General features: G+C 53.3%; 21 protein-coding genes and 3 pseudogenes. 6 read left to right on the top strand and 18 right to left on the bottom strand.

Features of this window, described 5'->3' with window-relative positions:
• Nucleotides 1–88 precede the first annotated feature (88 nt).
• Nucleotides 89–1,009 (top strand): LysR substrate-binding domain-containing protein, encoded by a 921-nt coding sequence (locus ACIPZH_RS13970; protein ID WP_400636559.1) that lies wholly within the window; start codon nt 89–91, stop codon nt 1,007–1,009.
• Nucleotides 1,010–1,121: 112 nt separating this feature from the next.
• On the opposite strand, the gene dddP is transcribed toward ACIPZH_RS13970, so the two are convergent.
• The 11 genes from dddP to ACIPZH_RS13915 form a co-directional block, all read right to left on the bottom strand.
• Nucleotides 1,122–2,465 carry a dimethylsulfonioproprionate lyase DddP gene (gene dddP / locus ACIPZH_RS13965; RefSeq protein ID WP_400636557.1) on the bottom strand — a complete coding sequence of 448 codons (1,344 nt, stop codon included), beginning with the start codon at nt 2,463–2,465 and terminating at the stop codon, nt 1,122–1,124.
• A gap of 98 nt (nt 2,466–2,563) precedes the next feature.
• Nucleotides 2,564–3,592: a glycine betaine/L-proline ABC transporter substrate-binding protein ProX gene (gene proX / locus ACIPZH_RS13960; protein WP_400636555.1), complete on the bottom strand. Its 1,029-nt coding sequence runs from the start codon at nt 3,590–3,592 to the stop codon at nt 2,564–2,566.
• A 42-nt stretch (nt 3,593–3,634) separates the two neighbouring features.
• Nucleotides 3,635–4,588, bottom strand: coding sequence for a glycine betaine/L-proline ABC transporter permease ProW (proW, locus tag ACIPZH_RS13955; protein WP_400636554.1), 954 nt, complete (start codon nt 4,586–4,588; stop codon nt 3,635–3,637).
• Between the two features lie 67 nt (nt 4,589–4,655).
• Nucleotides 4,656–5,801, bottom strand: a complete 1,146-nt coding sequence (locus ACIPZH_RS13950; RefSeq protein WP_400636553.1) for a glycine betaine/L-proline ABC transporter ATP-binding protein — start codon at nt 5,799–5,801, stop codon at nt 4,656–4,658.
• Nucleotides 5,802–6,363: 562 nt separating this feature from the next.
• Complete coding sequence (locus ACIPZH_RS13945) at nt 6,364–7,737, bottom strand: MFS transporter (protein WP_400636551.1); 1,374 nt, start codon at nt 7,735–7,737, stop codon at nt 6,364–6,366.
• Between the two features lie 232 nt (nt 7,738–7,969).
• Nucleotides 7,970–9,460, bottom strand: a complete 1,491-nt coding sequence (locus ACIPZH_RS13940; RefSeq protein WP_400636550.1) for an aldehyde dehydrogenase — start codon at nt 9,458–9,460, stop codon at nt 7,970–7,972.
• A gap of 13 nt (nt 9,461–9,473) precedes the next feature.
• The gene (locus ACIPZH_RS13935) at nt 9,474–10,367 is read right to left on the bottom strand and encodes a dihydrodipicolinate synthase family protein (RefSeq protein WP_400636548.1); all 894 of its coding nucleotides are present in this window, start codon (nt 10,365–10,367) and stop codon (nt 9,474–9,476) included.
• A 67-nt stretch (nt 10,368–10,434) separates the two neighbouring features.
• Nucleotides 10,435–11,763 (bottom strand): MFS transporter, encoded by a 1,329-nt coding sequence (locus ACIPZH_RS13930; RefSeq protein WP_400636546.1) that lies wholly within the window; start codon nt 11,761–11,763, stop codon nt 10,435–10,437.
• A 138-nt stretch (nt 11,764–11,901) separates the two neighbouring features.
• A complete protein-coding gene (locus tag ACIPZH_RS13925) occupies nt 11,902–13,221 on the bottom strand; it encodes an FAD-binding oxidoreductase (protein ID WP_400636544.1) in 1,320 nt (439 codons plus the stop codon).
• Nucleotides 13,222–13,534: 313 nt separating this feature from the next.
• Nucleotides 13,535–14,548: a GlxA family transcriptional regulator gene (locus tag ACIPZH_RS13920; protein ID WP_400636542.1), complete on the bottom strand. Its 1,014-nt coding sequence runs from the start codon at nt 14,546–14,548 to the stop codon at nt 13,535–13,537.
• A 228-nt stretch (nt 14,549–14,776) separates the two neighbouring features.
• Complete coding sequence (locus tag ACIPZH_RS13915; protein WP_400636541.1) at nt 14,777–15,412, bottom strand: DJ-1/PfpI family protein; 636 nt, start codon at nt 15,410–15,412, stop codon at nt 14,777–14,779.
• A gap of 238 nt (nt 15,413–15,650) precedes the next feature.
• Here ACIPZH_RS13915 and ACIPZH_RS13910 point away from each other — a divergent pair, with 238 nt between their 5' ends.
• The gene (locus tag ACIPZH_RS13910) at nt 15,651–16,640 is read left to right on the top strand and encodes a LysR family transcriptional regulator (protein WP_400636540.1); all 990 of its coding nucleotides are present in this window, start codon (nt 15,651–15,653) and stop codon (nt 16,638–16,640) included.
• A 196-nt stretch (nt 16,641–16,836) separates the two neighbouring features.
• On the top strand, nt 16,837–18,072 hold the full coding sequence (locus ACIPZH_RS13905) for an SRPBCC family protein (protein WP_400636538.1): 1,236 nt from the start codon (nt 16,837–16,839) through the stop codon (nt 18,070–18,072).
• Between the two features lie 619 nt (nt 18,073–18,691).
• Here the strand turns inward: ACIPZH_RS13905 and ACIPZH_RS13900 are convergent.
• Both ACIPZH_RS13900 and ACIPZH_RS13895 read right to left on the bottom strand, forming a co-directional pair.
• On the bottom strand, nt 18,692–19,429 hold the full coding sequence (locus tag ACIPZH_RS13900; RefSeq protein ID WP_400636537.1) for an SDR family NAD(P)-dependent oxidoreductase: 738 nt from the start codon (nt 19,427–19,429) through the stop codon (nt 18,692–18,694).
• Nucleotides 19,430–19,567: 138 nt separating this feature from the next.
• Nucleotides 19,568–20,455 carry a LysR family transcriptional regulator gene (locus ACIPZH_RS13895; RefSeq protein WP_400636535.1) on the bottom strand — a complete coding sequence of 296 codons (888 nt, stop codon included), beginning with the start codon at nt 20,453–20,455 and terminating at the stop codon, nt 19,568–19,570.
• 160 nt (nt 20,456–20,615) lie between these two features.
• On the opposite strand from ACIPZH_RS13895, the pseudogene ACIPZH_RS13890 reads away from it, so the two are divergent.
• Nucleotides 20,616–20,800 (top strand): annotated as a pseudogene (locus tag ACIPZH_RS13890) (transposase domain-containing protein); the annotation flags it as partial.
• Nucleotides 20,801–20,979: 179 nt separating this feature from the next.
• Here the strand turns inward: ACIPZH_RS13890 and ACIPZH_RS13885 are convergent.
• Nucleotides 20,980–21,221, bottom strand: a pseudogene (locus ACIPZH_RS13885) (transposase); the annotation flags it as partial.
• On the opposite strand from ACIPZH_RS13885, the pseudogene ACIPZH_RS13880 reads away from it, so the two are divergent.
• Nucleotides 21,221–21,325: pseudogene (locus tag ACIPZH_RS13880) on the top strand (glutaredoxin); the annotation flags it as partial. The pseudogenes ACIPZH_RS13885 and ACIPZH_RS13880 overlap by 1 nt on opposite strands.
• Before the next feature lie 366 nt (nt 21,326–21,691).
• Here the strand turns inward: ACIPZH_RS13880 and ACIPZH_RS13875 are convergent.
• From ACIPZH_RS13875 to ACIPZH_RS13865, 3 genes are all read right to left on the bottom strand, one after another.
• Nucleotides 21,692–22,339 (bottom strand): ATP-binding protein, encoded by a 648-nt coding sequence (locus ACIPZH_RS13875; RefSeq protein ID WP_400636690.1) that lies wholly within the window; start codon nt 22,337–22,339, stop codon nt 21,692–21,694.
• Between the two features lie 66 nt (nt 22,340–22,405).
• Nucleotides 22,406–22,744: a histidine kinase dimerization/phospho-acceptor domain-containing protein gene (locus tag ACIPZH_RS13870; protein ID WP_400636534.1), complete on the bottom strand. Its 339-nt coding sequence runs from the start codon at nt 22,742–22,744 to the stop codon at nt 22,406–22,408.
• Between the two features lie 22 nt (nt 22,745–22,766).
• A complete protein-coding gene (locus tag ACIPZH_RS13865) occupies nt 22,767–23,384 on the bottom strand; it encodes a PAS domain-containing protein (protein ID WP_400636688.1) in 618 nt (205 codons plus the stop codon).
• Nucleotides 23,385–23,964: 580 nt separating this feature from the next.
• Here ACIPZH_RS13865 and ACIPZH_RS13860 point away from each other — a divergent pair.
• Nucleotides 23,965–24,255: a hypothetical protein gene (locus ACIPZH_RS13860; protein WP_400636532.1), complete on the top strand. Its 291-nt coding sequence runs from the start codon at nt 23,965–23,967 to the stop codon at nt 24,253–24,255.
• 556 nt (nt 24,256–24,811) lie between these two features.
• Here ACIPZH_RS13860 and ACIPZH_RS13855 read toward each other — a convergent pair.
• Nucleotides 24,812–25,606, bottom strand: coding sequence for an OBAP family protein (locus tag ACIPZH_RS13855; RefSeq protein ID WP_400636531.1), 795 nt, complete (start codon nt 25,604–25,606; stop codon nt 24,812–24,814).
• Nucleotides 25,607–25,736 lie beyond the last annotated feature (130 nt).

Genomic DNA, 25,736 nt, shown 5'->3' with positions numbered 1-25,736 from the left:
CGAAAGCGGCTCTGTTATCCAGTGAGGTTTTCTGCCAATGTTCTCGCTGCGGCGCTGATCTGGGCGTCGAACCATGTCGGGACGTTGCATGACAAAAACAGAGGATGGCAGCACTCACCGTGGCTACCGACGGATCATTCCGTCTATGACCGCGCTTCTAGAGTTTGAAGCGGTTGCCCGTAACGGCAGCATAACCTTGGCCGCTCGGGAGCTGGGAGTGACTCAAGCTGCCGTGAGCAAACAGATCCGAATCCTTGAGGAAAACATCGGCGTGCAGCTTTTCCAGCGTCTTCATCGAGGCGTGCGGATGACCAGTGAGGGGCAGACGTTGTTTACGGTGATGTCTGAATCGCTGCAGAAGGTTGCGGCGGTGTTTGATCGTCTCACCGAGGGTAGTGGTGAGCAGCAATTAGTGCTCAGCACCACCGCGACTTTTTCGCATCTGCGCGTTATGCCTCGTTTAAACAACCTTCAAGCTGCCATGCCTCATATACGCTTGCGGCTTGCCACACAGATGTTTACCGGTGATCTGCGCAGTCATGATGTTGATTTGACGGTGCGATATGGCAATGGCCGGTGGGCGGACGGTAGCGCTCTGCATCTGTTTGACGAAGAGATCTTTCCTGTGTGCTCTCCGGCCTGGCTTGCTCGAAATTCAGTGCCTTCCTCAGTGGAGGAGCTCTACGATGCTGATCTGCTCGACGCGGAGGCCACTGCCGAGGGTTGGATGACATGGCCGACATGGTTCCGAGCGCTGGGTGCAAATCCTCCCAAGCTCCATTATCGACTGCACTGCCAGCTGTACACCGATACCATTCAAGCAGCACTTCACGGGCATGGGGTGGCACTGGGTTGGGGGCGGATGCTCGATCATCTGTTGGCATCGGGCGAGTTAGTGCGGTTGACGGATCTTGTGATAAAGCCCAAAGAAGCTTACTACTTGGTAGTGCCCCAGGGGCGGGATATCACAAGAACGATCATGGGTCTTGCAGAATGGTTACGCAGCTAGCGAGCGGTTGGATTGTGGTTAAGAGCTGCGCGCTGCTGCCCGCGAAGTGTGATTATCTCGATCCAAACCTCCCGGTAAAAGGCTCTACGACAAATGTCGCAGAGCCTTAGGGCTAGTCACACAGGAAACTACTATCGAAAGGATAACGAGTCAGGAGTTCGTAGCCGGTTTCTGTAACCAATAGCTGGTTCTCCAATTTGATACCATCGCGTCCGCCGACCTCCCCGATATAGGCCTCGACGCAAAGCGCCATGCCAGGTTCAAGAACTCCTTCGTAACCATAGGACTCCAGATCTTCCGGGTAGCGAATGCATGGATATTCGTCACAGAGCCCGACGCCATGGAACATAACGCCGTAGCGCTGCTCTCGGCACGACTCCGGAAGTCGGTGGCCGTTGGCTGTGAGCTCTGTGAATCTGATACCCGGCTTGATCATCTCGATGTTCTGAGTGATGTGATCATAGGCGATTCGATACAACCGTTTTTGCTCAGCGGTTGGGACTAGGCCTCCGCAGATCCAGGTGCGTGACATGTCAACACACATGCCATACACGCCTATCAGGTCGGTGTCGAAAGATAGTAAGTCACCGTCGCTCAAAACTCGCGGCCCCGACTCCTGGAACCAAGGGTTGGTGCGAGGCCCAGAGCTTAGAATCCGAGTTTCGATCCACTCACCCCCGCGACGTATATTGCCTGCGTGGAGTACCGCCCAAATATCGTTCTCTGTCATCCCTGCGCGCATTGCTTGATGCATTTCCGCTACGGCTGCTTCGCAAGAGGCCACTGCGCAGCGCATGGCTTTGATTTCATCCGGCCCCTTGATCATCCGAGCGAACTCAGTGACTTCCTGGCCGCTGCAGAGTTGTATCCCTAATGCGTCCAGTGCTCGTACGCCAGCTAATTCCATTCGGTCTACTGCGAGGCGGCGATTGGATCCGGCATGCTGACGTAAGATGTCTTCGAGCTGCATAGCAAAGCGTCTGGCATGTTCATCAGTGCGATCCCCTGTTTCAAAATAAAAGAAAGAGGCCCCACTTCGAAGCTCGTTCACGAGCGGCAAATGGGCGCTAAGATGATCACAGCCGTGGAAGTCCCAGAGCACAACGTAGCCACTTGTGGCGATGAAGCAGGCACGAGCTGGGTTGTGAGTCGTCCACAGCTGCATGTTTGTAGTGTCGGTGGCGTAACGGATATTGAGTGGGTCGAACAACAGTATTCCGGCCAGGTCGCGCGCGACAAGCTGTTCACGAATGCGCTGAAGGCGGTACTCACGCATCGTCGGCAGATGCGGTGCTTCTAGACCCAGCGCGCGCCATTCAGAAAACGCCAGAGGAGTTGGGCCGATTTCAGTTCGGTCGTTATCGTCGACTGAGCCATCTGCCTTTAGGGATGCGGCTCGTTGCCGAGCAGGGTCAATACGTCTTTTATCTGAAGGGATAGAAAAGGGTGCCGACATCACAGTCTCCAAGCAATGCGAGTAGATTGCACATGAACGATTAAGATTGTCTTGGCGTCGAGAAAACTGAAGGCAGCCTGGCTGCCTTCTTATGTGTGTTACTTGGCGGATTGTGTGGCGGCGGCCCGAGCAGCTTGAAGCCATTCGTCGAACTGTTGCCGGTGCTCGGCAATCCACTGGGTAGCATGACCACGGATAGCTTCAGGGCTTTTTTCGCCTTGCTGCATCTTCATGTTCTGGGCACTTTCATCTGCGGTGCTAATACTCATTACAGACAAAAATTTCAGTGCTGCTGGGTTCTCTTCAGCAAACTCTTTGTTTAGTACTGCGCGCACGGTATCTACGGCAAATCCGAGATTTTTGCCGTTGTATGTGGTATTTACGTCATTGTTTCCGCCAGGGAGGTCTGTCTTCGGAACCTCCAGCCACACTACATCTTTATCTTCCACGAGGACGTTTGCAATCCATTGTGGTACCCATGTGAAATAGAGAATCGGTTTCCCTTCTTTGTATCGAGTGATGGTGTCCGCCATCAGTGCGAAATAAGAGCCCTGATTTACATGAACGGTTTTCTGCAGGCCGTAAGCTTTCATCTGATGGTCAATGATAAGTTCACAGCCCCATCCTGGGTTGCAGCCGGTTAGGTCTGCTTTTCCATCGCCGTCAGCATCGAAAAGTTTTGCAATTTCCGGCTTCTTGAGGTCGGTGATGTATTTTATGTTATGCGCTTGGGCCGTCTTTTTGTCGATGAGATAGCCTTGCAGAACACCAGGCATGATTTGGCCAGTTTTGACCATTACTTCGTCGCCGCCGGCTTGGGTGTAAAATTTCTCGTGCAGTTTGTCCCACAGATGCACAGTGAAATCAGCGTCGCCATTGGCCAGCGCCATCATCATAACGCCGTATTCGGTTTCTTTGGGCTCTTGGACGTTGTACCCCAGTTCGCGTAAGCCTTGTACGGCAATCTCGCCTCGAAAGCGTTCTTCAGCAATCGAAGGGAAAATGGGAGTGACTTTAACGCCGTCGCCTGGGGACGCTGGAGCAGCGTTGGCAGAGAGTGCGGTACACCCGATTAAAAGTGCAGTCGCAATTTGCAAAATGGGACGGGGGACAGTAATCGTGAACATTATGTACTCCAAGCCGAGGAAGTTGACTATCGTTCGTAATGCTTATGCTGGTTTATGGTGTGTGCTCGATTTTCGTTTGGAAAATGCTCGAAACAAAAGGCCAATGGGGCCTGTTTGATACCATTTCAGGCTAGGGTCTGAATTTGTACGGTCTCCAATAGCTTGGGTAAGACGATCCAGGAAAATGGCTAGCAACACTAGGCCAACACCTCCAACGGTCGCGAGACCCATGTCGAGGCGACCAATCCCTCTTAGTACCATTTGTCCTAAACCACCCACCGAAATCATGGATGCGATCACAACCATCGAGAGGGATAGCATAAGTGTCTGATTCAGCCCGGCCATGATGGTGGAGGTTGCCAAAGGAAGTTGAACCCGAACCAGCATTTGACGGGGAGTGCAGCCGAACGCGCGTGCTGCTTCAATTTTATCGTCGGGAACTTGGCGAATACCAAGGTTCGTGAGGCGCACCAGCGGCGGCAAAGCGAAAACGATGGTTACCAAAACACCAGGAACGTTACCGATGCCAAACAACATGACCACCGGGACGAGATAAACGAAAGCAGGCAAGGTTTGCATAGCGTCAAGCAACGGCCTGACCACTCGTTCAAGTCGGTCGCTTCGGGCACACACTATCCCAAGTGGAATACCAATAACCGCACAGAAAAACACCGAAGTCAGAACCAGGGCCAGTGTTGTCATCGACTCCGACCAGACACCGATAAGTCCAAGTAACGTAAGGGTGATAAAGCAAAGTAAAGCCATCCGCTGTCCCGCCAGTTGCCAGCCAAGAAGGCTGGACAGGATAATGCCGATGGATGGGGGTATGCTCTGCAGGCACCATTCAATACCGTTTAGCACATTATCGATCGGCCATCGAATGGCCCTGAAAAAATCCCTGAAATTGTGCACAAGGAAGTTTAGGGTACTGGTTACCCAGTCGCCAAGGGGGATAACGGTGGTCTGGAAGGGATCCAAAAAACTAAAGTCAGACATTTCGACAATCCTCATAACGCATTTCGCAGTTGTGGCAATTGCGAGCTTACATTTTTGGTCGATTAACTTAGTGGCTGCCCAAAGTCTGCAGGAGCTGATTCTTGGAAAGAGTTCCCTTCAGGAATCCATTTCTATCCAGAACTGGGACGGGGTATGGTAAAGTTGCCGCTATACTTAACACCTCATGCAAAGGTGTATCCAAGTACACAGGTTGCTTCTCATGCTGGGAATAGTGGTTTGTTAACCTGCATGCGTCTACCACGCTTACCAACTGCCCTTGATCATTCAACAGGTACCCGAAGTCAATGCCTGGCTTAAATGTTTTGGGATCTTCGACATGGCAGGTTGAATCAGGATCAAAGCGAGCCAGGTCACCTGCTTTAAGGATTTTCGAGCTATCGAATCCTTTAAAAAACGTTCTCACATAGTCATTGGCTGGTTGACTGATAAGTTCTTGTGGTGTCCCTATCTGTACAACCCTTCCGCCTTCCATGATTGCGATACGATGCCCAATCCGGATCGCCTCTTCGATATCATGAGAAATGAAGATGATCGTGCGCTTCTGTTCTGCCTGCAGTTTAATCAGCTCACCTTGCATCTCACTACGAATAAGTGGATCGAGAGCTGAGAAGGCTTCGTCCATTAGGAGAATCGTTGGATCGTTAGCCAGGGCTCTAGCTAAGCCTACACGTTGTTGCATGCCGCCAGACAGTTGATGAGGATAACTGTTTTCTTGCCCTGAAAGTCCAACCTGTTGGAGTGCCTCGCGAGCGCGCCTCTGGCGCTCCGACTCGTTTACACCAGCGATTTCCAAACCGAAAGCGGTGTTTTCGAGGACACTCATATGAGGCATCAATGCAAAAGACTGGAAGACCATGCCCATTTCTTTACGACGTACATCTAAAAGCTCTTTATCGGTGAGTCCGGTAATCTCACGGCCGTTCAGAAAAATTTTGCCAGATGTAGGTTCGATTAGACGATTGAATAGCCGAACCATCGTGGATTTGCCAGATCCTGAAAGGCCCATGATTACAAATATTTCACCGCGCTTTACTGAAAAAGTAGCGTCAAATACTCCGATAACTTGGCCCGTTTTTTCGAAGATTTCATTTTTGCTGTGTCCGGCTTTGACCATTTGCATAGCTTCGGTCGGACGCGATCCGAATACCTTGTAGACGTTTCTGATCGAAAGAATTTCGTCGGTAGTGGTCATGACTTCCCTCCTAATTTTGTTTTAGGGAATACGGTGGCTTCGCGAGTCGAAGGACGTATTGATTTTGGGAGGCAGTACCACAAAGGTGGCTTATACATGGCGGCTTCCTGGGTTTTTTATTTTTTTGGCCCCAGATGGGCTTTCCTAGAATTTATGCGCATCCGGCCTCGACGACCATCAACATTTATTGGTCGCAATGCATAACGTGGGGTTATCTCTCGTTGGCAATTTTTGCTAAGCATAGCAGGAGACGTCTAGGCCACTTTCTAACGCCGTATCAAGTCTAGCAGTTGGGCCGAAGTCGGGAGAGGCCCGCCGCCGCCTGCGTGGGGCGGGGCGGGCATGGTGCTGCTCCATGGGAACTACACCGGTGCTGCACTTTCAGGAGGCGTAGGTGCTCACGCGATAAGGCGGCCTTTCTGCTTATAGGAATTGGCGTCCTGTCTTTCCACAAGCATGTGCGCCTAGGCATGAAGAAATCTGGATGTTGGCTCCTATGGGGGCTCAGGCTCTCACATCACCCCCGCTCCGAATTGTGTAAACGACTGAGTCGAAATTTGAATCATGAGCGTTTGGGCTGCAGTTGTCTTGCCTGAACAGGTTGACGATTCGCACTTGGAGCAGAGGTTTCGCTGAGCAGCTTGCCCTTGGTCTCGGGTGCGAGGAAATAAGTGACGATCAAGCCGAAGAGACTGACGCCTCCAGCGATCAGTACAGTGGTCGTAACGCCATATGTTTCCATGCTGATCGGAAGTAGGAAGGTGCCTGCCGCCGCGCCGACGCGTGATGCAGCCGTAGCGAAGCCAACGCCAACACCGCGAATTTCAGTAGGGAATACTTCGCCTGGATAGACGCCGGTTAGAGTTGTCGAAACTGCGTTCGCCAGAGAGAAAATCAAGAAGCAGACAACTGTTACCACTGGCGACACGTTCCAGAAGAATGCGACGATGAACAGGGCGACAGTCGCGATGGCGAAAGGTGGAATTGCCAATTTTCGGCGTCCCACTTTTTCAATCAGAGCAACAGCAATCAAAGTGCCGGCTACGGCGATCGCGTTGATGGCGAGTCCGCCCGTGAGGCCGTCTTCTAAGCCTAAGTGTTCCAGTACGGTAGGGACGAAGGTACCGATGGCGAAGTAGGGCGTTACGAGGCAGATCCAGAATACCGAAACGAAGATCGTGGCCTTGGCGTATTCAGAAGAAAACAAGCTGGCAAATCCAAGCCTCTTACCTTCATATGTCGTCCCCAAGTCTTCTCGCTCATCGGGCGACATGTATTCCTCGGCAAGTGCAAGGGCCTCGTCTTTTCGCCCCTTACTCATCAACCAGCGCGGAGACTCTGGCGTGCCCAGTCGAGCAAGCAGAACGATTACGGTCGGGATAGTGCTTAGCCCCAGAATCACGTTCCAGTTGGCAGTGTCAGAGATCGTAAGAGCCCAGCCGATGGCATACGAAGCAAGATAGCCGACGTACCAGCCGACCTCTTGAATGCAAAGTAGCTTGCCACGCAGCCGCGCAGGCGCGAACTCGGCCAGAAGGGGCCAGCCGATGGCGTAGTCAGCGCCGATGGCCACGCCCATGAGAAGGCGTACGGCAAAAAGCTGCCAAGCTTCAGTGACGAAGAATTGTAAGACCGACCCCACCAGAAAGATCGCGAGGTCGATCGTGAACATCGGCTTTCGGCCTATTTTGTCTGCCAAATAGCCGCCCAGAGGGCCACCCAGAAAGATGCCAATGAGGGCGGAGGCCCCTATCAAGCCTTGCCAGGCGAGCGAAAGCTCCAGGTCATTGGTGATCGCCGGCATGACGATGCCGATGGATCCCAGGATAAAGCCGTCAATCAGCATGCCGCCTGAAATCAAGGTGGTAAGTTTTATGATGAACTTACGCTGCTTCTCGGACATAGCCTTCACAGGCTGTGCTGCGTGCTTGGACACAACTACATCTCCACATTATTTTTATCGTTGGATGATTTGAGCGCGACTGCTTCAGCCAGCACTTAAGATTATTCAAGCGCGTGGGACATTCGACGCGAAGGTCGAGGGGATGTCTTATTCAGCGGAGCGGTCGCACGCGAGGTCGCGCTAAACAGTGGGTAAGGGCCACCGCCTCTGAGGCAGTGGCCCTTGAGGTGCCGATCTCCGTCAGAACAGCACCGGTACTGCTCTTTTATGAAGCGTTAATCCAAATGGTCTTGAGTTCCGTGTATTGATCATGGGCCCAGATGGACTTGTCGCGTCCACCAAAACCAGACTCCTTGTAGCCACCAAACGGTGTGCTCACATCACCTTCACCGAAGCAGTTGACCGTCACCACTCCAGCGCGGATTTCACGCGACAGGCGCAGCGCATTGCGCAAGCTGCCGGTGTAGGCCGAGGCGGCCAGCCCGTAAACAGTATCGTTGGCCAGCTCAATCGCCTCGTCGATGGTCTCGAAGCTGGTCACGCTCAGTACCGGGCCAAAGATTTCCTCGACGAACAGCTTGTTGTCGCGGCCAACATTGTCGACGATGGTCGGCTGCACGAACACGCCTTCCTCGGTTTCGCCGCCTTGAACGATGCTGAGGTTCTGTTCGGCAGCGTATTCCAGATACGATTTGACCTTCTCGAAGTGCGACTTGCTCACCATGGCGCCCAAGCGATTGTCCGGGTCGAGCGGATCGCCCAGCTTCCAGTCTTTCAGGTGCTTGGCGATCAGGTTCAGCAGCTCGTCCTTGACATCCTTGTGGACGATCAGGCGCGAGGATGCCGAGCAATTCTCACCCATGTTCCAGAACGCACCGGCGGTGACGAACTGGGCCACTTCGTCCAGGTCTTCGCAATCATTCATCACTACCGCAGGGTTCTTGCCACCCAGCTCCAGGACGATGCGCTTGAGGTTGGATTCAGCAGCGTATTTCAGGAACAGTCGGCCGGTGTCGGTGGAGCCGGTAAAACTGACCATCGGGATGTCCATGTGGCGGCCGATAGCCTCGCCCACCTCACGGCCACCGCCAGGTACTAAGTTGAACACGCCCGCAGGAATGCCCGCCTCATGGGCCAGTTCGGCCACGCGCAGGGCACTGAGGGTGGTTTCCTTGGCCGGCTTGACCACGATCGAGCAACCGGCAGCCAGCGACGGGGCGATCTTCCAGGCCAGCATCAGCAGCGGGAAGTTCCACGGCAGCACCAGGCCGACCACACCGATGGCTTCACGCACCACCATGGTTACGGCAGCATTGCCGGTCGGGGCAGTGGCGTCGTAGATCTTGTCGATGAGCTCGGCGTGCCAGCGAATGGTGTGGATGGTTTCCGGCACGTCCACGGTCTGGCACTCACTGACTGGCTTGCCGCTGTCCAGGGCTTCAAGCACCGCCAGCTCGTGGGCGTTGTCTTCGAGCAGTTGGGCGAACTTTTGCAGCACGTGCTTGCGGTCGTTTGGATGCATCTTCGACCAGGTGCCTTCTTCAAACACGCGCTTGGCCGCAGCCACCGCGACGTTGACGTCGTTGACGTCGCAGGCGGCGATTTCGGCCAGCTGCTTGCCGGTGGCCGGGTTGGTGGTGACGAAAGTCTTGCCCGAGATGGCGTCGCGAAACTCACCGTCGATGAATGCTCGGGTGCGCAGTTGCAGGTCGGCGGCGATGGCCGCGTATTGTTCCTTGCTCAGCAATTCAGCCATTGTTTCAGCCTCCTTATTTGATCTGGGCGATGGTGGCTTTCAGTTCGGTGACCACGCGTTTGAGTTCTGCTTTCTCGGCCTCGTTCAGGTCGTACAGCGGCTTACGCACGCCACCGGTCTTCAAGCCGTTGAGGGCAACGCCGTTCTTGATCGCCTGGACAAACTTTCCTCCTTCGAGGAAGTCCATCAGCGGCATCATCGCGGACATGATCTTGCGGCCTTTATCGAAGTTCTTCTCGATCACGCAGGCCTCGTACAGTGCTACGTGCTCATGCGGGATGAAGTTGGAGCCAGCGCAGACCCAGCTCTTGGCACCCCAGGCAAAGAACTCAAGGGCCTGGTCGTCCCAGCCGCAGGACAGCTGGATGTTCGGGCGCTGGATGGCCAAGCGGTGCAGCTGGGCCATGTCACCGGAGCTTTCCTTGATAGCGACGATGTTCTTTACGTCAGCCACAGCGTCGAAGAACTCTTCGCCCATACTCACGCTCATGCGGCCTGGATAGTTGTAGAGCATGATCGGCAGGCCGGCGGCGGTGTCGACGGCTTTCACATGCAGGGCGATTTCCTGCTGGGTCGGCAGCGCGTAGGGCGGGGTACCGACCAGCAGCGCGTCCGCCTTGATTTCCTTGGCGTGCTGGGCGAAGGTCACGGCGTCTTCGGTGCGGATTCCACCGGTGCCGACGATCAGCGGCAGGCGGCCATTGAGTACGTCCTTGGCCTGAGCGGCTAGCTCAACTCGCTCTTGAGAGGTATGCGCGTAGTATTCGCCCGTGGAACCGCCAATAATGATGCCGTGAACCTTCGAATCGACCAAGTACTCGAGTACTTCAGCGAACGCTGCTTTGTCGATTGAGCCGTCCGCAGCGAGAGGGGTCACTGCAGGTGTGTATATGCCTTCGAATTTCATGATGCTGCTCCGATTGTTATCACCACAAAACACTCAATACCGGGCTCACCGCCAGACATTGATTTAATTAGCCCAGCGATGCTGCCTGTTGGAGGTTCAGCGAGCGTGTTTCTGGGGCCAGCATCCAAGATAGGAGCAGACCGAAAAAGGTAATACCTGCGGCCGCGTACATCGTCTGTGCGATGCCAAGCGATGCCAGCGAGATTGGCACCAAGTAAGTGCCGACCGCTGCGCCAATGCGAGAAATCGAGGTACCAGCGCCGACTGCAAATGCGCGGATTTCTGTTGGGAAAATCTCGTTTGGATAGACGAGGGTAAGAACCTGGGCTCCCCCGATGAACAACGCGTAAATAGCGAAGAACGCGAGAATCCATATCCCTGAATCGTCATCAGACGCCCCCAACCCCAGCAAGGCTAGTCCGGATACTGCGAAACTGTAGAGCAGCAAGTTGCGGCGCCCTATCACGTTGATAAGCTTGGTTGATACAAGACAGCCCACAACGAAGAAGAGGGTGATCAAGATTGAACCGATCGAGACGCTGTCTCCTTTGATGTTCATCGCTGCCAGCACTTTGGGAGCAAATGCATAGACGGCAAAGAGGGGCACAATGCAGCACGTCCAAAAGACGATGATGAACAGCATGCGCTTGGCATAGCCAGAGTATATAAGGCTCCAAACGTTGATTTTGTAGTTGGGGCTTTCTTCAGGAAGGTTCTTCAGCGAAAAATCATTGCCATAAACGCTTTTGACGATCTGCTCGGCCTCCTGACCACGCCCCTTGCTCAGCAACCACCGTGGCGACTCAGGTGTGCCTACGCGAACTACGAAAAGGGCCAGGCCAATAATTGCCGAGCTGGCCAATACCCAACGCCAGGCTTCCTCACCGCCTATGCGCAGTATCAGTTCACCCATGATGTAAGCAGCCGCAGCGCCGGCAAACCACAGGATCGTCAGCATCGCGAGGCGCGGGCCACGGTACTTCTTTGGCATGAATTCAACCAGCAGCGATGTGGCGACGGGATACTCAATGCCTACTGCAATGCCAATAATCAGTCGCAGAATAAAAATCGCTTCAGCTGAGTTAGCCCAGAACTGAGCGACGGAGGCGAGAATAAAAAGAATGGGGCCTACAAAAAACAGCCGCTTGCGGCCCAAGCGGTCAGTCAACCAGCCTCCAAGAAACCCACCGAAAAAGATGCCGATAAGGGCCGATGCGGCGATGAGGCCTTCCCAGAAGCTGCTCAGCGAGAGCGACAGGGTGATATGCGCAAGAGCCACACCGATGATGCTCAGGACGTAACCGTCGACGAAGGAACCTCCGCCCGACCGTAAAGTGAGTAGCTTGTGGAAGGTATTAAGCGGTACATCTTCTACTGAGATATTAGGACTTGTCATTTTCTCTCCTGATAAAAGACTTTTGAATTTTGGCAGCGCGACTCCAAAAAATAGGGTCGGAAACCATCTCAAAAATTCAGTGAGCGATGGTTTTGCTTTTTGTTTTTATGAAGTAAGGTCTGTCCTTGGAGTAACCGCCTAAGCTTCAATACCAGCTTTGTATTGTCCCCACATAAGGTTCAGATTGACGCCTAGGGATACCAGCGGCTCCGGTGGGTTCGCACAAGGGCCTGGCGATTTCAACAGAAATTCGACAAGTTCGTTATTCTGACCGGCAAGCCAGTCGGCCATTAGTTTTCCTGTGGCAGTTCCTCGCGTTACCCCTAAACCGTTGCAGCACAGAATTCCATATACGTTAGGCGCCAGCTGGCCGAAGTAACCTTCGTGGTTTCGAGATAATGCGAGTGCGCCACCCCAGGTGTATTCGAGGCTCACATTAGGCAGCATTGGGAACCGGCGCTTAAATGAGTCGCGGTGCCGTTTCACAAATCGCGCAGTGTACTTGCTGTTGCTCCTACCATCTGCGTTGAAACTGAAGCTATTGCGAATGAGGATGCGATTGTCAGGTGTCCGTCGGACGGTTGTGCCGAACGGATCGGCTGGGATCACGCCCCAATATGGTTTGCCACCCAGTGCAACCTGCTCATCGTCGGACAAGGGGCGGGTAAGGCTGCCGTACGTGAAGACCGGGAGCATGCGGCCTTTCAAAAAACCGAAGTGCATGCCAAATGCGTTGTTGCTGAGGATGAGTTTGCTGGCTGTGATAGAGCCTTTCTGGTGACGGAGAACAACCTTTTCCCCGTATTCGACATCAGTGATCGGGGTATTTTCGTACAAAACGACATTCGGTGGCAGGCATTCTGCTAGCCCTTTGACGAGTGCCGATGGCTGGATTAGTGATGTCCCAGGCGTGAAAAGCGCTTTGCGGTAGAAGTGCGTGCCGATGTGTTCTGGCAATTCATCCGCTTCGATCATCTCGTAAGGTTGTCCCAGCTTGTCAAGGCCGCTGCGGTATGCGTCCAACACTGCTATACCACGGGACTCCACGGCGGCTTGGTATTTGCCACAGTGCCTCATCTGACAGTCGATGTTGAACTGGGCTACCAGTTCTTTGAGAGAGCTCAAGCCGAATTGATTGAGCCTCAGGGTGGTCTTGGCTATACCGATGTCGCCAATGTAATCATCTGCGCCGATATCGTGCGGCAGATCGATGGCAAAGCCTGCGTTACGACCCGAAGAACCTAGCCCCACTTCTTGAGCCTCGATCAATGCGATTTGATCATCAGGAAAATTCAGAGCGAGTTGTCGAGCAACGGCAAGACCGGTGAAGCCTGCGCCGACGACGGCCCAGCGTACGCTGGTAGCACCCTGATGGGCTGCGTGCACGCGGCGCCCTTTGCTCAAGTGGTACCATCCGCAGGTAGAGTCATCCGCTGGCAATGAAGTGATTTTTGTCATTATGGTGATCCTGAAATGTTGGCTTGAGCAAAACTCTGAAGGTCACACCAGTTGTAGGCCGTGCGACCTGCCACTCTTTTCCATCGCAAGCTGGGTATCGAAAACATTGTTGGCCATGCTCCCCAGCTCGATGCACAGCTCGTCTACACGTCGGTACAGCTCATCGATGATTACAGTCCCACGACCCCGGGAGTGGTCGCTGAGGTCTCTGCCCACTGGCTAACTTTCTTGATTTCTCGCTCGCATTGCTGGTCTAGCTAGCCTGTCTGCCTCGTCAACGTCGGCTGAAAATCCTTTCCGGGCATGTCTATCGTTAGATTTCATACCGGATCTCTTTGGAAGGCGGGTGACCGAAAAAGGCTCTGTATGACCTGCTGAAATGAGTGCATGACACGAAGCCGCACGCGATTGACACATCGAAGATAGATGCATTGGAGTTCTGTATCAGCCGACGAGCTTCAGTTATTCTGAGCTGGAAGTAATATTTTTGAGGTGTAGTACTCAGCTGATATTTGAATAGCCGCTGGATCTGTCTGACAGAAAGACCAACGAGCTGGCCGATCTGCAATTGACTCAGCGGCTCCTCAAGATTGGACTCCATCAACGTAATAACTTCACGCAACGGCTTACTCACCTTGGGGTGCTGTTGTTTCTGGAAACTGCGATGTTTGCTCTGGTCTGAATCTAGGGTATCTAATACCGCGTTCGCGAGTCCGCTGCATGTGCCGTAACCTAACCAGCGAATCATCATGTCGAATGCACCATTCGGAGTGGCCGAGGTCATTCGGTTTCGGTCGAGTTCCAAAGGTTCTTGGGAGACGACGGCGTATGGCGCGCGCTCAGCCAGAGCAGTACGTTGCTCAGCATGTATGGCGCATCGATAGCCATCAAGCAGTCCGGCAACACCAAGATACCAAGCGCCGTTCCACAGGCCGCCAAGAGCGATTGGAAGCTTTGATATTTTTTTTAGCAACGACGATAGCCAATTGGGTAAAGTGCGGGCAGCCCGGAGACCACCACATATAACTATAAGATCTAGGCTGGACAGACGGAGGTCTGTCAGCGGAGTATCAGGGCGGATTGGAATGCCCAGGTCGCTCATGACCTCAATATGGTTATGGCTAAACGTATGCACATGTACGGCACCTGGGCAGATGAGGTTGGCGGTTACCAAAACATCCAATGCTTGGGTGAAGCAGGGCAATGAAAAATTTTCAAGCAGCAAAAAGCCTACGCGAGATGTTCTACCTTCGCTGTGCTCTTGGGTAATGAAGCCCCAATTACGGTCGGTGAACGTACGGCTAAATTCTCTTGTAATTTTTTTCATTGGGGCACCTAGCAGCCCAAGCCCAACGCTTGACTAAATTATTGAATTAAAGCGCTTTACTGTTAAAGCGGTCGTTCATCAGGTCGGCCTCTAGCTTATGACCGCTCTATGACCGAGTCCAACGACATTTCTGGGCTTTTTTGGATAACGTTGCGTTATCGTTTCGAGCTACAGCGTACCAGGAATCCTTGATCTATCAAATGCTCCTATGCGATGTATCACTAAGCGTCAGAAAGTGTGGCGTCCAGGTTTCTTCCTTAGGTTTTCGCTTTCTTGGCGTGCTTGCGCCTGGCTGGAGGTTGCAAAAAAATGATCAAACATCGCATTCAGCATGAAAATTGCACTAGCGGCGTCGCTGCAGGTCATTCTGTATTCGTCGAACTGCCACGAGAGGTATCGCCTGCGGTTTGGGGTCGGGGGCTCAATGGAGAATTTACCATCACCTGTTATGAGGCACTCATAACTGTCAGTGAGTCCAGCCGCTGCCAGATGATAGGCCCCGTTCCATATTCCACCTAAGAGTCGGCCTGCTTTAGCGGCGCGTATCAACTGCTGTGTTAGCTCTATATTGGTTTTTAACTTGGTCTCCGAGCCGCCTATCAAAATGGTGACGTCATACTCACTGAGACGGGCATTGTTCAGCGTGATATCAGGCGTCACCGAAATTCCTAGATTGCTCATGGGCGATGACCTCATGCCTATGGTTGTACATGAAATAGTATCGGTGTCGAATTTTTTTTTGGCTGCCGAAATTGCCTCCATTGTTGCGCTTAATGAACTGAAGTCAAACCCATCCAGGGCGATAAGCGCAATACTCAAGTGCCTGGCCGAACGACTCGAGATCCTATTGATAAAATCATTCATGGCAGTCGGGTCTGCTCAGGTAAGAAGAAAAGTATTAGCTGGGCACAAGATGCGCCAGTTCTCTGGGGTTACTTTTTTAACATACGGTCGGGCTTGGCGAGTTGTCTAGGGGTTTTCAGCAAATATTTGGCATAACTTTCGGTTATGTCATTGGTAATTTTTGTGCTGATGTAAGGTTTTTTTTTGCTGCATAATATGCAGTAGTGGGCGTATGGTCAGTTGAGAAGGGGTTTGAAGAATGTCGCAGAGGCACGTGGATCCAGATACCTTGCTTCTCAAGATGCCCTCGTTGCGGGCGGTGAAAGCCTTTGTAGCTGCCGCCAAATACGAGAGCTTCACCCGCGCTGCAGAGGCTTTGTGTGTGTCTCAGGCTGCCATCAGCCGACAGATCCGGGAGCTGGAGGAGTACCTCAATGCTCCATTGTTCATTCGTGTTGGGCGAGCAGTTGAGCTTACGCCTGCAGGCGTCATGTTTTTTGATGCTTCAAAGATTTCTTTCGTAAACATCGCCCAGGCTGCAGAGCGTATCAAAAATGCACCGGTCGAAAAGCACGTTCTGACAGTGGCCTGTTCACCCGCATTTTCAGCACTTTGGCTTTCGAATCATATCAAAGATTTTCGTGCTAAAAATCCAGATATAGAACTCAATCTTATCACTACCCAGAATTTCCACGCGCGCGAGCCTGGTATAGAGCCAGACATTGTTATTTCAAAGTTCGTAGATTTGGGCGAGGGGTATTCATTACATCCCCTGTGCCATGACATTATATATCCGGTCTGCTCTCCTGAATACCTGCAGCGTAACCCCGCTATAAATACGTTGGAAGGATTGCGCAGCTCAGAGCTTTTGGATTTGAGTCCTTATGGCAGGTCGGGTGTGGCAGAGCACGTCGATTGGAGCGTGTGGCTTGCTTTTCAAAACGTAGATATTGATGAGCGGCACTCAGGGAGTCCGCCACTTTTTCATGCGAACGACTATAACCTGATCGTCAACATGGCGCTCTCGGGCCAAGGCGTGGCTCTCGGTTGGGATCAGTTGGTTGGGCATTTGGTTGAAAGTGGTCGACTTATACAGCCAGTCCAAGAGCGGGTGACGTTGCGCAATAGTCTCCATTACTTGGCATGTCGCGAGAATGCTAACGCAGGGAATGCTTGTGGGCGTGTTAAGGACTGGATTATGTCTAAATTCTCCAGTTGGAAAGCCAAGGGCGAAATTCATAACCTGTAATTATCAATACGGCTTTGAAAATGTAGCTTGAGCGGTTGCTGGGCGTTGATCTACCCTTTGGACAAGCTTGACGCTAGGTCACGCAGGCCTCGAAGAAGTGTTACACATATCAGCCAAGCCGAATATGGCTATCTACAAGAATAATGTTTCAGTCATTTGTGCCCGTCGATAACGGCACGGCGCAAGGAGGATAATTATGAGCAGCAACGAATCCGTCATTGGCCTGATCAAACAGCGCAAGCCTCGGCATGTCTTGCCGCGTGAACTGTATTTCGATCATGAAGTGTATCGGCAGGATCTTGAACATATCTGGCATAAGGACTGGGTCTTCGCTGGTCATACCTTTGAGATTCCCAAGGCAGGACAGTATTTCACCCTGCAAATTGGTGACTACCCAGTGGCCGTTGTACGAGGCAAGGATGGTGAGGTTCGAGCTTTTCACAACGCGTGTCGGCACCGTGGAGCGAAAGTCTGCGAGCATTCAAATGGCAAGGTGGCCAAGCTTGTGTGTCCGTACCATAAGTGGACGTTTGAGCTCGATGGTAGTTTGATCTACGCAGGCAATATGGGCGCTGAGTTCGACCGCACCCAGTATAATCTTAAAGCTGTGCATGTGGAGATCGTCCATACATACATCTACGTGTGTGTGGCAGAGAGTGCACCGGATTTCTCCAATTTCCGCGCGGCCGTGTCGCCGTTCATTGCTCCTCACTTCTTGGAAAATGCCAAGGTTGCGTTCGAGTCCAACCTTATCGAAAAGGGCAACTGGAAACTGGTATTCGAGAACAACCGTGAGTGCTATCACTGCGATGGTACCCACCCTGAGTTGCTCAACTCCTTCGTGGAGAATTTGTCGGTCGCAGGCGTAGGTGGCGATAATGATCCGGAACTGGTGGCCCACTGGGATCGTTGCGAGGCTGCAGGGATGCCGAGCCGGCTGAACATGGATCCTCAGGGCCGTTTTCGCATGACCCGTATTCCGCTGTCCGCTGGCGCTGTCAGCTATACAATGGACGGGAAACCTGCTGTGGCTGGTCGTCTCGACAAGAGTGGCGAACCTGATATTGGTGCTCTGCTGTACTTTAACTACCCGTCTACCTGGAACCACTTCTTGGGTGACCACGCTTTGAGCTTCCGCGTGCTGCCGATTGGGCCGGGTGAAACCTTGGTAACGACCAAGTGGCTGGTACCTGAATCAGCAGTGGAAGGCGTTGATTATGATCTGGATCGTCTAACCAAGGTCTGGCTGGCGACCAATGATCAGGATCGCCGCTTGGTTGAAGGCACTCATGCAGGTGTCACTTCGCCTGCCTACGAGCCAGGCCCATTCTCGGAAAATGCTGAAAATGGTGTCTGCCAGTTTGACGACTGGTACTGCGCGACCATGCTGGAACGTTTGGAAGGGCGCCCGCAGTTGAAATCGGTAGGCTAACCTACCCCCCAACGGCGCCTTCGGCGTCGTTTTCGTTTCTCTTGTCATCGAATATGCTCAACACGACGAACAGGCATTGAATAAGTTGAATCGCCTGAGCGGCGCTTCGAGATCAAGGCATAAACCTTGTAGGTGTGACTATTGGCTTTCACATACATGAGGTTTTTTGTAGTCGATCACCCAGTGCGACGCACTCACCCGCGAACTCAGTCAGGACGCTGCAGTGTTGCTGTGCCGGCCAGGCACGGTCGCTAGGCTTCAGGTTACCCAGGACAGGCCGAGATGGCTTGACCCTGGGCAACGAGTTCATATGTTGCTAACGTTGGCTACGACTCTTGAGTCATTTAGCCATTTGTTGAATTCGTCCTGATGAGCACTAATCCACTCCTTAGCGTGGCGAACGATGTCTTTTTCCTCGCGTTCATCCATATGCATTTTGAAATTCTGAGCACTCTCATGGAGTCTGATGCACTGGCATGCAGCGAGGCCATGGCTTAAGACAGCAGTGAAAGCAGAGCAAATCGTAGTTTTTGGGGCGAAGAAATCGTCATAGGTCGAGACCTTCGTGCCTTTATGGTCGAGTTATTGCGACGAGCATGAGCGTTGAGATCATGAGGTTTCAGCAAGGAGTGCTGAGTTTTGCCATCCTGCCGCCATCCACTGTCCAGACCTGGCCAGTGACGAAGCCTGACTCCTCTGAAGCAAGCCAAGTGACGAGGTTGGCAACCTCTTCTGGTGTGCCTATTCGTCCCACTGGGTGAATCTTTCCAAGGCCTTGTCTGAACGCTTTGGGGTCAGGCAGGCTTTCGATGAAGTCGATGTTCAGATCGGTATCAATCCAGCCGGGTGCAACGGCATTGCAGCGGATGCCTTCATGGCTATGGTCTATCGCAATAGCCCGGGTTAGGCCATGAAGCCCAGCTTTCGAGGCGCAGTACGCCGCATGCTTGGGGTTCGATCCTAATCCCTCGGTGGAACCGATGTTGACAATTCTGCCCTGGGTTTGACGTAGGTGCGGCAGAGCAGCTTTGATCAGCGCAAATGGGGTTGTCAGGTTAATGGCCAGGTTGCGATTCCAGTCCTCAAGCGACATCTCTTCAGCCAAACTTTCCTGCATCATGCCGGCATTGTTAACCAGGATATCGAGGCGTCCTGTCAGTTGAATCGCTTTTGCAATCGCATCTGCTGCTGCCCCGGGCTTAGTGAAGTCCACGCCGATGCATTCGAACTGGGTGTCGTGGCCTCGCTGGGCTGTTATCACCCGAGCTCCTTCCTGCTGCAGCCGTCTGGCAATTGCCTGACCTATTCCGCTACGGCCGCCGGTAACGAGGGCTACCTTGTTCTCAAAACGTTTCATTCGTTCTCCATCCTTGCTCATTATCGGTTAATCGAACTTATGCGCTCAGCATAGGATCAGAATCCCTCAGGCCAGCAAACGGGGACAATAGACGTCTGGCGAATTCAGAATTTCGCAAAGCGGTGGTATGGACTGAGGTCAAGTTACGCCTGGATGATCTTTGAGATGGTTTGCCAGCATGTCGATGAAACTTCGGACTTTGATTGAGCCCAGCAGGGATTCACGATGCACGATGTGGATTGGCCTCACGGCTTCTTCAACGTTGGCCAAGATGATTTTCAGGCGCCCACTCTCGACCTTGTCTACAATTTGATAGTAATGAAACTGCGCGATACCAACTCCCGCTTCGGCAGCTACTGCCGCAATGTCGTTACTTGTGGCGATAAAACGGGGTTTAAGCCGGATTCTCGCAGAATCGAATTTCCAATCAACTCGAGGGGAAACGTTGCTTGAGGCAATCACCGCGTGATTTCTGAGCTCTTGGGGATCCCTTGGAGTGCCATGTTCTGCAAGGTAAGCCGGAGAAGCGCAAAGCACCTTCCGTGTTGAACCTACTCGCAAAGCCTTCATTCCCGAGTCAGGTAGCTCACCGATACGTACTGCGACATCAATTCCTTCGTCCAGCAAGTTGACCAATCTGTCTTTGAAAAATGCCGACACATCAACCTTGGGATACGTTGCCATGAATGCTAATATGCAAGGCATCACGAGGCTTTTACCAAAAATGATTGGAGCGGTGATGGAAAGCCTGCCCGAAGGCTCGGCATTGATATTCGTAACTGCCTCGTTCACCTGTCGTACATTTTCGAGAAGTGGGCGGCAATTTTTGAGGTGGAACTGGCCCGTTTCAGTGAGACGTAGATGGCGTGTACTGCGATCCAATAGCTGAACGCCGAGGTAGCGCTCCAGAGCAGAGATTGCGCGGGTCACAGCAGCAGGAGAAATATCGAGTAGTCTGGCTGCTGCTGCAAAACTTCTCTGCTCGCCAACTGCGACGAACACCTGCATGAGATGAAACTGATCCATAGCTCCGGGTATCCTCTATCGCCTACTGTCACATAGTTTACAAGGCCGGGTGCTCCGCAGTCACTGCGCTAGAAGCCATGGCCAGCCGATGCATCAGCTGATCATTAATAGAAATCAACTGTGTCCATCGGATCGTGTCCCGGGAACTGGTGTTAACCGGTCGCTGCGAAGCGGTAAGCGGGGGCTCCAATCATGAACTTGATCCGGTCGACGCGCATGAGTAAGCATGATCCATACGCTTATCTCAAGGATGTACTGACGTGGCTGCCAACGCGCACGGGCCAGAGGCGTGAAGATGGAAGCTCAGAGGGCCGCAACCTAGCGGGGCCAGGGCGCGGTTTATGACAGCCGTCCCCGATAGGGGCACGTCCAATTGCAGCCTTTTCTGCAGGTGCCACGAAGCAATGCTCTAAGGAAACCCCGAACAAGCTGCTTTGAACGCGCAATGAGCGGCGTTATGGCGCCGGCCGACCTTTCAGCTCTCAATCGGCTCAAAACCAAGGCTGTGCCCTGGCTCTTGCGCGCTACAGGTGCACCTCTCCTGCAGTGGTCAATAATTGCAGGCGCACCATCCACAGATTCGACAGCGCAAACAGCGTGGTCAGTTGCGCCGCCTTTTTGGCCAAGCCGCGAAAGCGAGTCTTTACATAGCCGAACTGGCGTTTGATCATCCGTAGCGGGTGCTCCACTGTCACACGTACTTGCGCCTTGGCCTTCTCGATCTTGCGCTTGGCTTGTAGAGCACGCTGCGTTTGCTCAAGTGCTTGCGCCTGCGTGGGCGGCGACAGCAACGTGCCGCTGGGCTTTGTTTCACTGACTGAAAACTTAATGATGGTGGCGATGGGGGGCTGGATGTTGTTCAAACCTTGATGGGAGGGCGGTAAGCGTCTGCCCAACTAACCTTGCGTTACTCTAGTCTGCACCGATGTTCTAATGGCTGGAATCAAGAAGGTGTTTTCCGAACGCATACGCTATAAGGGTGATTGCGTCCACTTAAAATACGCGGACTTTATCACCCTTGATGCTGGGGTTCGAAAGGTGAGTTACATCGCAAACTGATCTTGGATCGGTTCTCTGCCGTCAGGCCCCAAAAATCGTAAGTGAATGAGTTAATTCCAATTTTGGCTGGCCTTCACCGAAGCAAGCATTTGTCGCTTTCAGCGCTCAGAGAGTTTGCTCAGCCTAGTGTTGCTTGACTTAACGCTGCGACTAGCTCGTCTTTCGAATAGGGCTTTTTTAACAGTCGAAATTTATGACGAGCGTTTTTGCCAATGCATGGCTGTGACCGCAGGCTAGAACAACAGGCAGCGCCGGCCATTTCTCGGTGATGAAATTCCCCAGCTCCAACCCACTCATCCCAAGCATCACGACATCAGTCACCACCACATCAATTTTGTCGAGATGGTGCTCGAGCAGCTCGATTGCGCTGGCGGCGTTTCCGGCGAGCTGAGCTTCGTAGCCGAGCTCATGCAACAGCTTGACCGTTATCTCGCCAACTTGGAGATTGTCCTCTACCAATAACACCCTGGTTGCGCTTTCCGCCGTGCCACCTGCCTGTCGAGGAGCGGTGAGCGGCTCTGGTGCGGTCACAGTAGGTAATGCGATACGAATGGTCGTTCCCTTGCCGACCTCACTCTCGACGTCGACCTTGCCGTCGGATTGATGCACGAAACCATAGACCTGAGAAAGGCCCAGTCCAGTGCCTTTCCCAACCTCCTTGGTCGTGAAAAACGGCTCGAAAACACGTTCGAGATTCGCGGGTTCGATGCCATGACCATGGTCTGTCACACAGATGATGACAGGGCAACCAGCAGATTCATCTGTGGCCTTGCCAGTGGCACTGCCAGTGGCAGTGCCGATTGCGATCACGCCGCAACCCCTCATCGCGTCGCGAGCATTCACGACTAGGTTTACCAGAGCGGTCTCAAGCTGATTCGGGTCGGCACTTACCTAGTGGTCTTCAGAGGGAAGCGTGACGACGATATCCATTTTTTCACCCACCATGCTTCGAAGCATTTCTGCTATTCGCTCCACACAGTGAGCGACCAAAAAGACTTCTGGCTTCAACGCCTGACGCCTTGGAAAAGCCAGGAGCTGAGTAGTTACTCTTGCCGCCCGGTCGGTGGTTTGATTGATCAGTTCAACGTAGCGAGCCTGTTTGATTGACAGTTGCTGACTCCGGCTCAGTAATTCTGCGGCGTTTCGAATGATGGTGAGAAGATTGTTGAAGTCGTGAGCAACACCTCCAGTGAGCTGTCCGATAGCTTCCAGCTTCTGCATCTGGCGCATCTGGGCCTCGGCGGCCAGCAGATCATGGGAGCGGGGCCTGAACCTCCAGCTCCAGCTGCTCGTTGAAATCCCGTAGCTGATCCTCAGCATCATGGCGATCATGAACATCCAGGGACATGCCATACCATCTGAGTATTTTTCCTGACTCAGGATCTCGATACGGCATTGCTCGAACCATGAACCAACGATACTTACCGTCTTCGGCGCATAGGCGATGTTCTGATTCGAAAGGCTCTCCTGTCGAACAGGCTCGGTGGAAATCATCGAGCGTGTGCTGAATATCGTCCGGGTGGATACAGGCCGCAGCCAAAAGCTTGGCGTTCTTCTGTTTGCCTGCCTCGCCAAAATACTGCTTCCACTGGTCATTGACGAAGACGATCTTGCCATGCGTGTCGCATACCCAAGCCAACTGCGGCATGGTGTCCGCCATAATCTTGAAGGCGGCTTCGCTTTCACTCAAACGAGCCTGTGTGAGATGTCGTTCGGTCAAGTCGCTAGCGGCACCAAACCACTCAGTGATTTCGCCTGCTTCATCCAGGATCGGGATGGCGCGCGACAGCGTCCATCCAAATGTGCCATCGGGTAGCAGTACCCGGTGTTCCAGCTCAAACACAGATTTGTTCTGGATGGCCTTGTTGATGGCTGCGATGACCTGTTAACGGTCGCCGTCAGGGATGTATTTCTCCATCCAGCTCTTGCACGGCTCAGAGGTCTCTTCCAGAAAGCCGTCACCGGTCAGCTGTCGCATTTCCTCCCAGTCGGGGCTCATTCGATAGACCGTCGTGCTGGTTGCTGTGACGAGCGCTCTGAACCTCATCTCACTGTCATGAACACTACCCCCGATAGGCGCTGTGCTAGTGAATGTGGTCGCTGATTCTGGGCTTGAAGACATGCGTTCCATGGGCCTGTCCTAGGGCTTGGGTCAGCGCTGTTTCATACGCTGCGAGGCTTCGGGGTATAGCCAGAAGAGTGAGCCTCCGCGATGGAGTTCAGAGGTTTCGGTGGGTGGTCAATGAATCGGACAGCTGGGCGCGAACAGGCGCAACGACATCGAAGACCTTGTCAAACAGGAAAAGAAAAGTTGTACAAAAATATTTGTTTGTACAGGAAATATGGCCAACTGTCCGATAACAGCTTTATTTAAATCCCACTCATTGAACAGCTGTCTTGCTTTGCTATGGTTAGGTTCCCGTATAAGACTAAAGTCGTAGGAGGGCGGCATGCGTATTCGTGGTGATGTTTTTTGGGATTGGGCGGATCCAGTGCTTCATCATCGCAGCCATGACGAAGAACTCGATGACGGCACGACTATCGATGTCCAGGTCAGGCTTTCGCGCACAGGTCAGACGCAAATGTTCATCGGCGTCTACGCAGGATGTGGAATGGCGCTGCATGAGGAAGCTTTCGAATCCCGTCCCGGCGAGTCAATGACCCGGGCATTAGCCTGGGGGGTTGGTCGAGCAAGGCGTCTGGCGACAGATCAGCACCCTAACGTGAACCAAGTGGCCTAGCTGCAGCCAGTATCCCGGTGGCCGTTGGCTCACACGTCACCGGCCACTGCCATCTCCTCTAAAAAGCCAAGCCCATTCACCGGGGTTAGGGTTGGCCATTGGCTGCACGTCTCGCAAAACCTTCAACGCCGCGTACTGAAAGTCAGCTCTCAACCGCAGATTAGCGCAGTCATGGGATGAGCCATCTGTGGCGTCCAAAGCCCTGAGCGACCTGAGTACCTCGCCACAAGCATTAAGTTGCGCCGTAATTCGGATCGATTCGTACTCAGTCATGCCTGACTCCTCCCAGAGCAGTAGGACGTCGGTTAGCGGCTGTTCAGAAGCTATATAGCCATCTTCTCACTCATAAGCGAGGAAATATATCAAGCTCTCCACCGGGCTTCGTCCTGCTGAACGCGGCCACAACGCAAGCGGAGCGCGCCGGCCCATGGAAGGGCCAAAGGCCTGAGGATGGAAGCCCGCAGGGCCGTACCCTGGCAGCGTCAGGATACGGTTCACGACAGCCGTCCCCGAAGGAGCAGGCTCGCGGTGAGCCTATTTCAAACTGCCCAGGCAGCTACTCGCTTGAACGGCTGTTGGTAGTTGCTGGGGTCGGTGTAGCAGGAGGATGCAGGTGCGCGCCGGTTGGATCGGTGATTTGGATTACGTTGCCGTGCTCCCAACCATCCGCTTGGGGATCAGCGGCAGGGATTTGAACGTCACCCCGCTGAGCTTTGGTTTTTGCCACATCCACTCCCAAACGCCGATTCCGCTGCTCGATCATCGCTTGGTCAGCCTGTCCATCCGCAGTGAACCCCATCATCAACTGCGGAACACCCACAGGTAGCGCTTTGTCCTGGTCGGTGTGCCACGTGTGCCATGTCTTTCCATAGGTATGGGCAAGCCGCTCCATCAAGGCATGTTCGGCAGGTGCAGGAATCCCAGGCGTGATCAACTGACCGGATGAAACCTCATAGCCATGGCTGTGCCACATCGCCTTCTCCTTGGCCGACAGTCCAGCGAACAGCTTCTCATCGATGATGTACTCGATGCCCATGATCTTCGCTTCCTTAGTGTTGCCGTCGAAGATGACGCACTGGATTACATCCTCGTTCAGGATGGAGCAGTAGTGATGCGCCTCCATCTGCACATCGGGGTGACCGTTGTAAAAGTGGAAGCCATCCAGGTAGGCATTGATAGTCTCGATGGGCGGCTTAGCCTGCAAGGTCGCTGCCCCGGCTTCCAGCAATTGGCTCTTGGCTGATTCGGGCCTGCCGGGTGTCTCCACAGGCGACTTCGTCTCAGGAGCAGAGCAAGCCCACAGGAGGCTACAGGCCAGGGGAAGGGTTATGAATCTGATGAGTTGTGGCATTAGATTGGCTCTAGCTAGTGTCCTCAAGGGACAGCCGTAACCGATCCATGAACCCCACCTACCACAAGGTGGAAGCCAAGGTTACCGTGGCATCTCTGGCGAACAGTTCCATGGCAGCAGCGCTTCGTAG

This window comes from Pseudomonas sp. NPDC089758, assembly GCF_044748705.1.
Classification (GTDB): Bacteria; Pseudomonadota; Gammaproteobacteria; order Pseudomonadales; family Pseudomonadaceae; genus Aquipseudomonas; species Aquipseudomonas putida_X.
This window is presented reverse-complemented; position numbering and strand designations above follow the sequence as displayed.

Bases quoted from the DNA above. Each gene is read 5' to 3' on its own strand.
- ACIPZH_RS13970 (WP_400636559.1), top strand. From the start codon at position 89: ATGACAAAAACAGAGGATGGCAGCACTCACCGTGGCTACCGACGGATC.
- dddP (WP_400636557.1), bottom strand. From the start codon at position 2,465: ATGTCGGCACCCTTTTCTATCCCTTCAGATAAAAGACGTATTGACCCT.
- proX (WP_400636555.1), bottom strand. From the start codon at position 3,592: ATGTTCACGATTACTGTCCCCCGTCCCATTTTGCAAATTGCGACTGCA.
- proW (WP_400636554.1), bottom strand. From the start codon at position 4,588: ATGTCTGACTTTAGTTTTTTGGATCCCTTCCAGACCACCGTTATCCCC.
- ACIPZH_RS13950 (WP_400636553.1), bottom strand. From the start codon at position 5,801: ATGACCACTACCGACGAAATTCTTTCGATCAGAAACGTCTACAAGGTA.
- ACIPZH_RS13940 (WP_400636550.1), bottom strand. From the start codon at position 9,460: ATGGCTGAATTGCTGAGCAAGGAACAATACGCGGCCATCGCCGCCGAC.
- ACIPZH_RS13935 (WP_400636548.1), bottom strand. From the start codon at position 10,367: ATGAAATTCGAAGGCATATACACACCTGCAGTGACCCCTCTCGCTGCG.
- ACIPZH_RS13930 (WP_400636546.1), bottom strand. From the start codon at position 11,763: ATGACAAGTCCTAATATCTCAGTAGAAGATGTACCGCTTAATACCTTC.
- ACIPZH_RS13925 (WP_400636544.1), bottom strand. From the start codon at position 13,221: ATGACAAAAATCACTTCATTGCCAGCGGATGACTCTACCTGCGGATGG.
- ACIPZH_RS13920 (WP_400636542.1), bottom strand. From the start codon at position 14,548: ATGAAAAAAATTACAAGAGAATTTAGCCGTACGTTCACCGACCGTAAT.
- ACIPZH_RS13915 (WP_400636541.1), bottom strand. From the start codon at position 15,412: ATGAATGATTTTATCAATAGGATCTCGAGTCGTTCGGCCAGGCACTTG.
- ACIPZH_RS13910 (WP_400636540.1), top strand. From the start codon at position 15,651: ATGTCGCAGAGGCACGTGGATCCAGATACCTTGCTTCTCAAGATGCCC.
- ACIPZH_RS13905 (WP_400636538.1), top strand. From the start codon at position 16,837: ATGAGCAGCAACGAATCCGTCATTGGCCTGATCAAACAGCGCAAGCCT.
- ACIPZH_RS13900 (WP_400636537.1), bottom strand. From the start codon at position 19,429: ATGAAACGTTTTGAGAACAAGGTAGCCCTCGTTACCGGCGGCCGTAGC.
- ACIPZH_RS13895 (WP_400636535.1), bottom strand. From the start codon at position 20,455: ATGGATCAGTTTCATCTCATGCAGGTGTTCGTCGCAGTTGGCGAGCAG.
- ACIPZH_RS13875 (WP_400636690.1), bottom strand. From the start codon at position 22,339: ATGAGGGGTTGCGGCGTGATCGCAATCGGCACTGCCACTGGCAGTGCC.
- ACIPZH_RS13870 (WP_400636534.1), bottom strand. From the start codon at position 22,744: ATGCGCCAGATGCAGAAGCTGGAAGCTATCGGACAGCTCACTGGAGGT.
- ACIPZH_RS13860 (WP_400636532.1), top strand. From the start codon at position 23,965: ATGCGTATTCGTGGTGATGTTTTTTGGGATTGGGCGGATCCAGTGCTT.
- ACIPZH_RS13855 (WP_400636531.1), bottom strand. From the start codon at position 25,606: ATGCCACAACTCATCAGATTCATAACCCTTCCCCTGGCCTGTAGCCTC.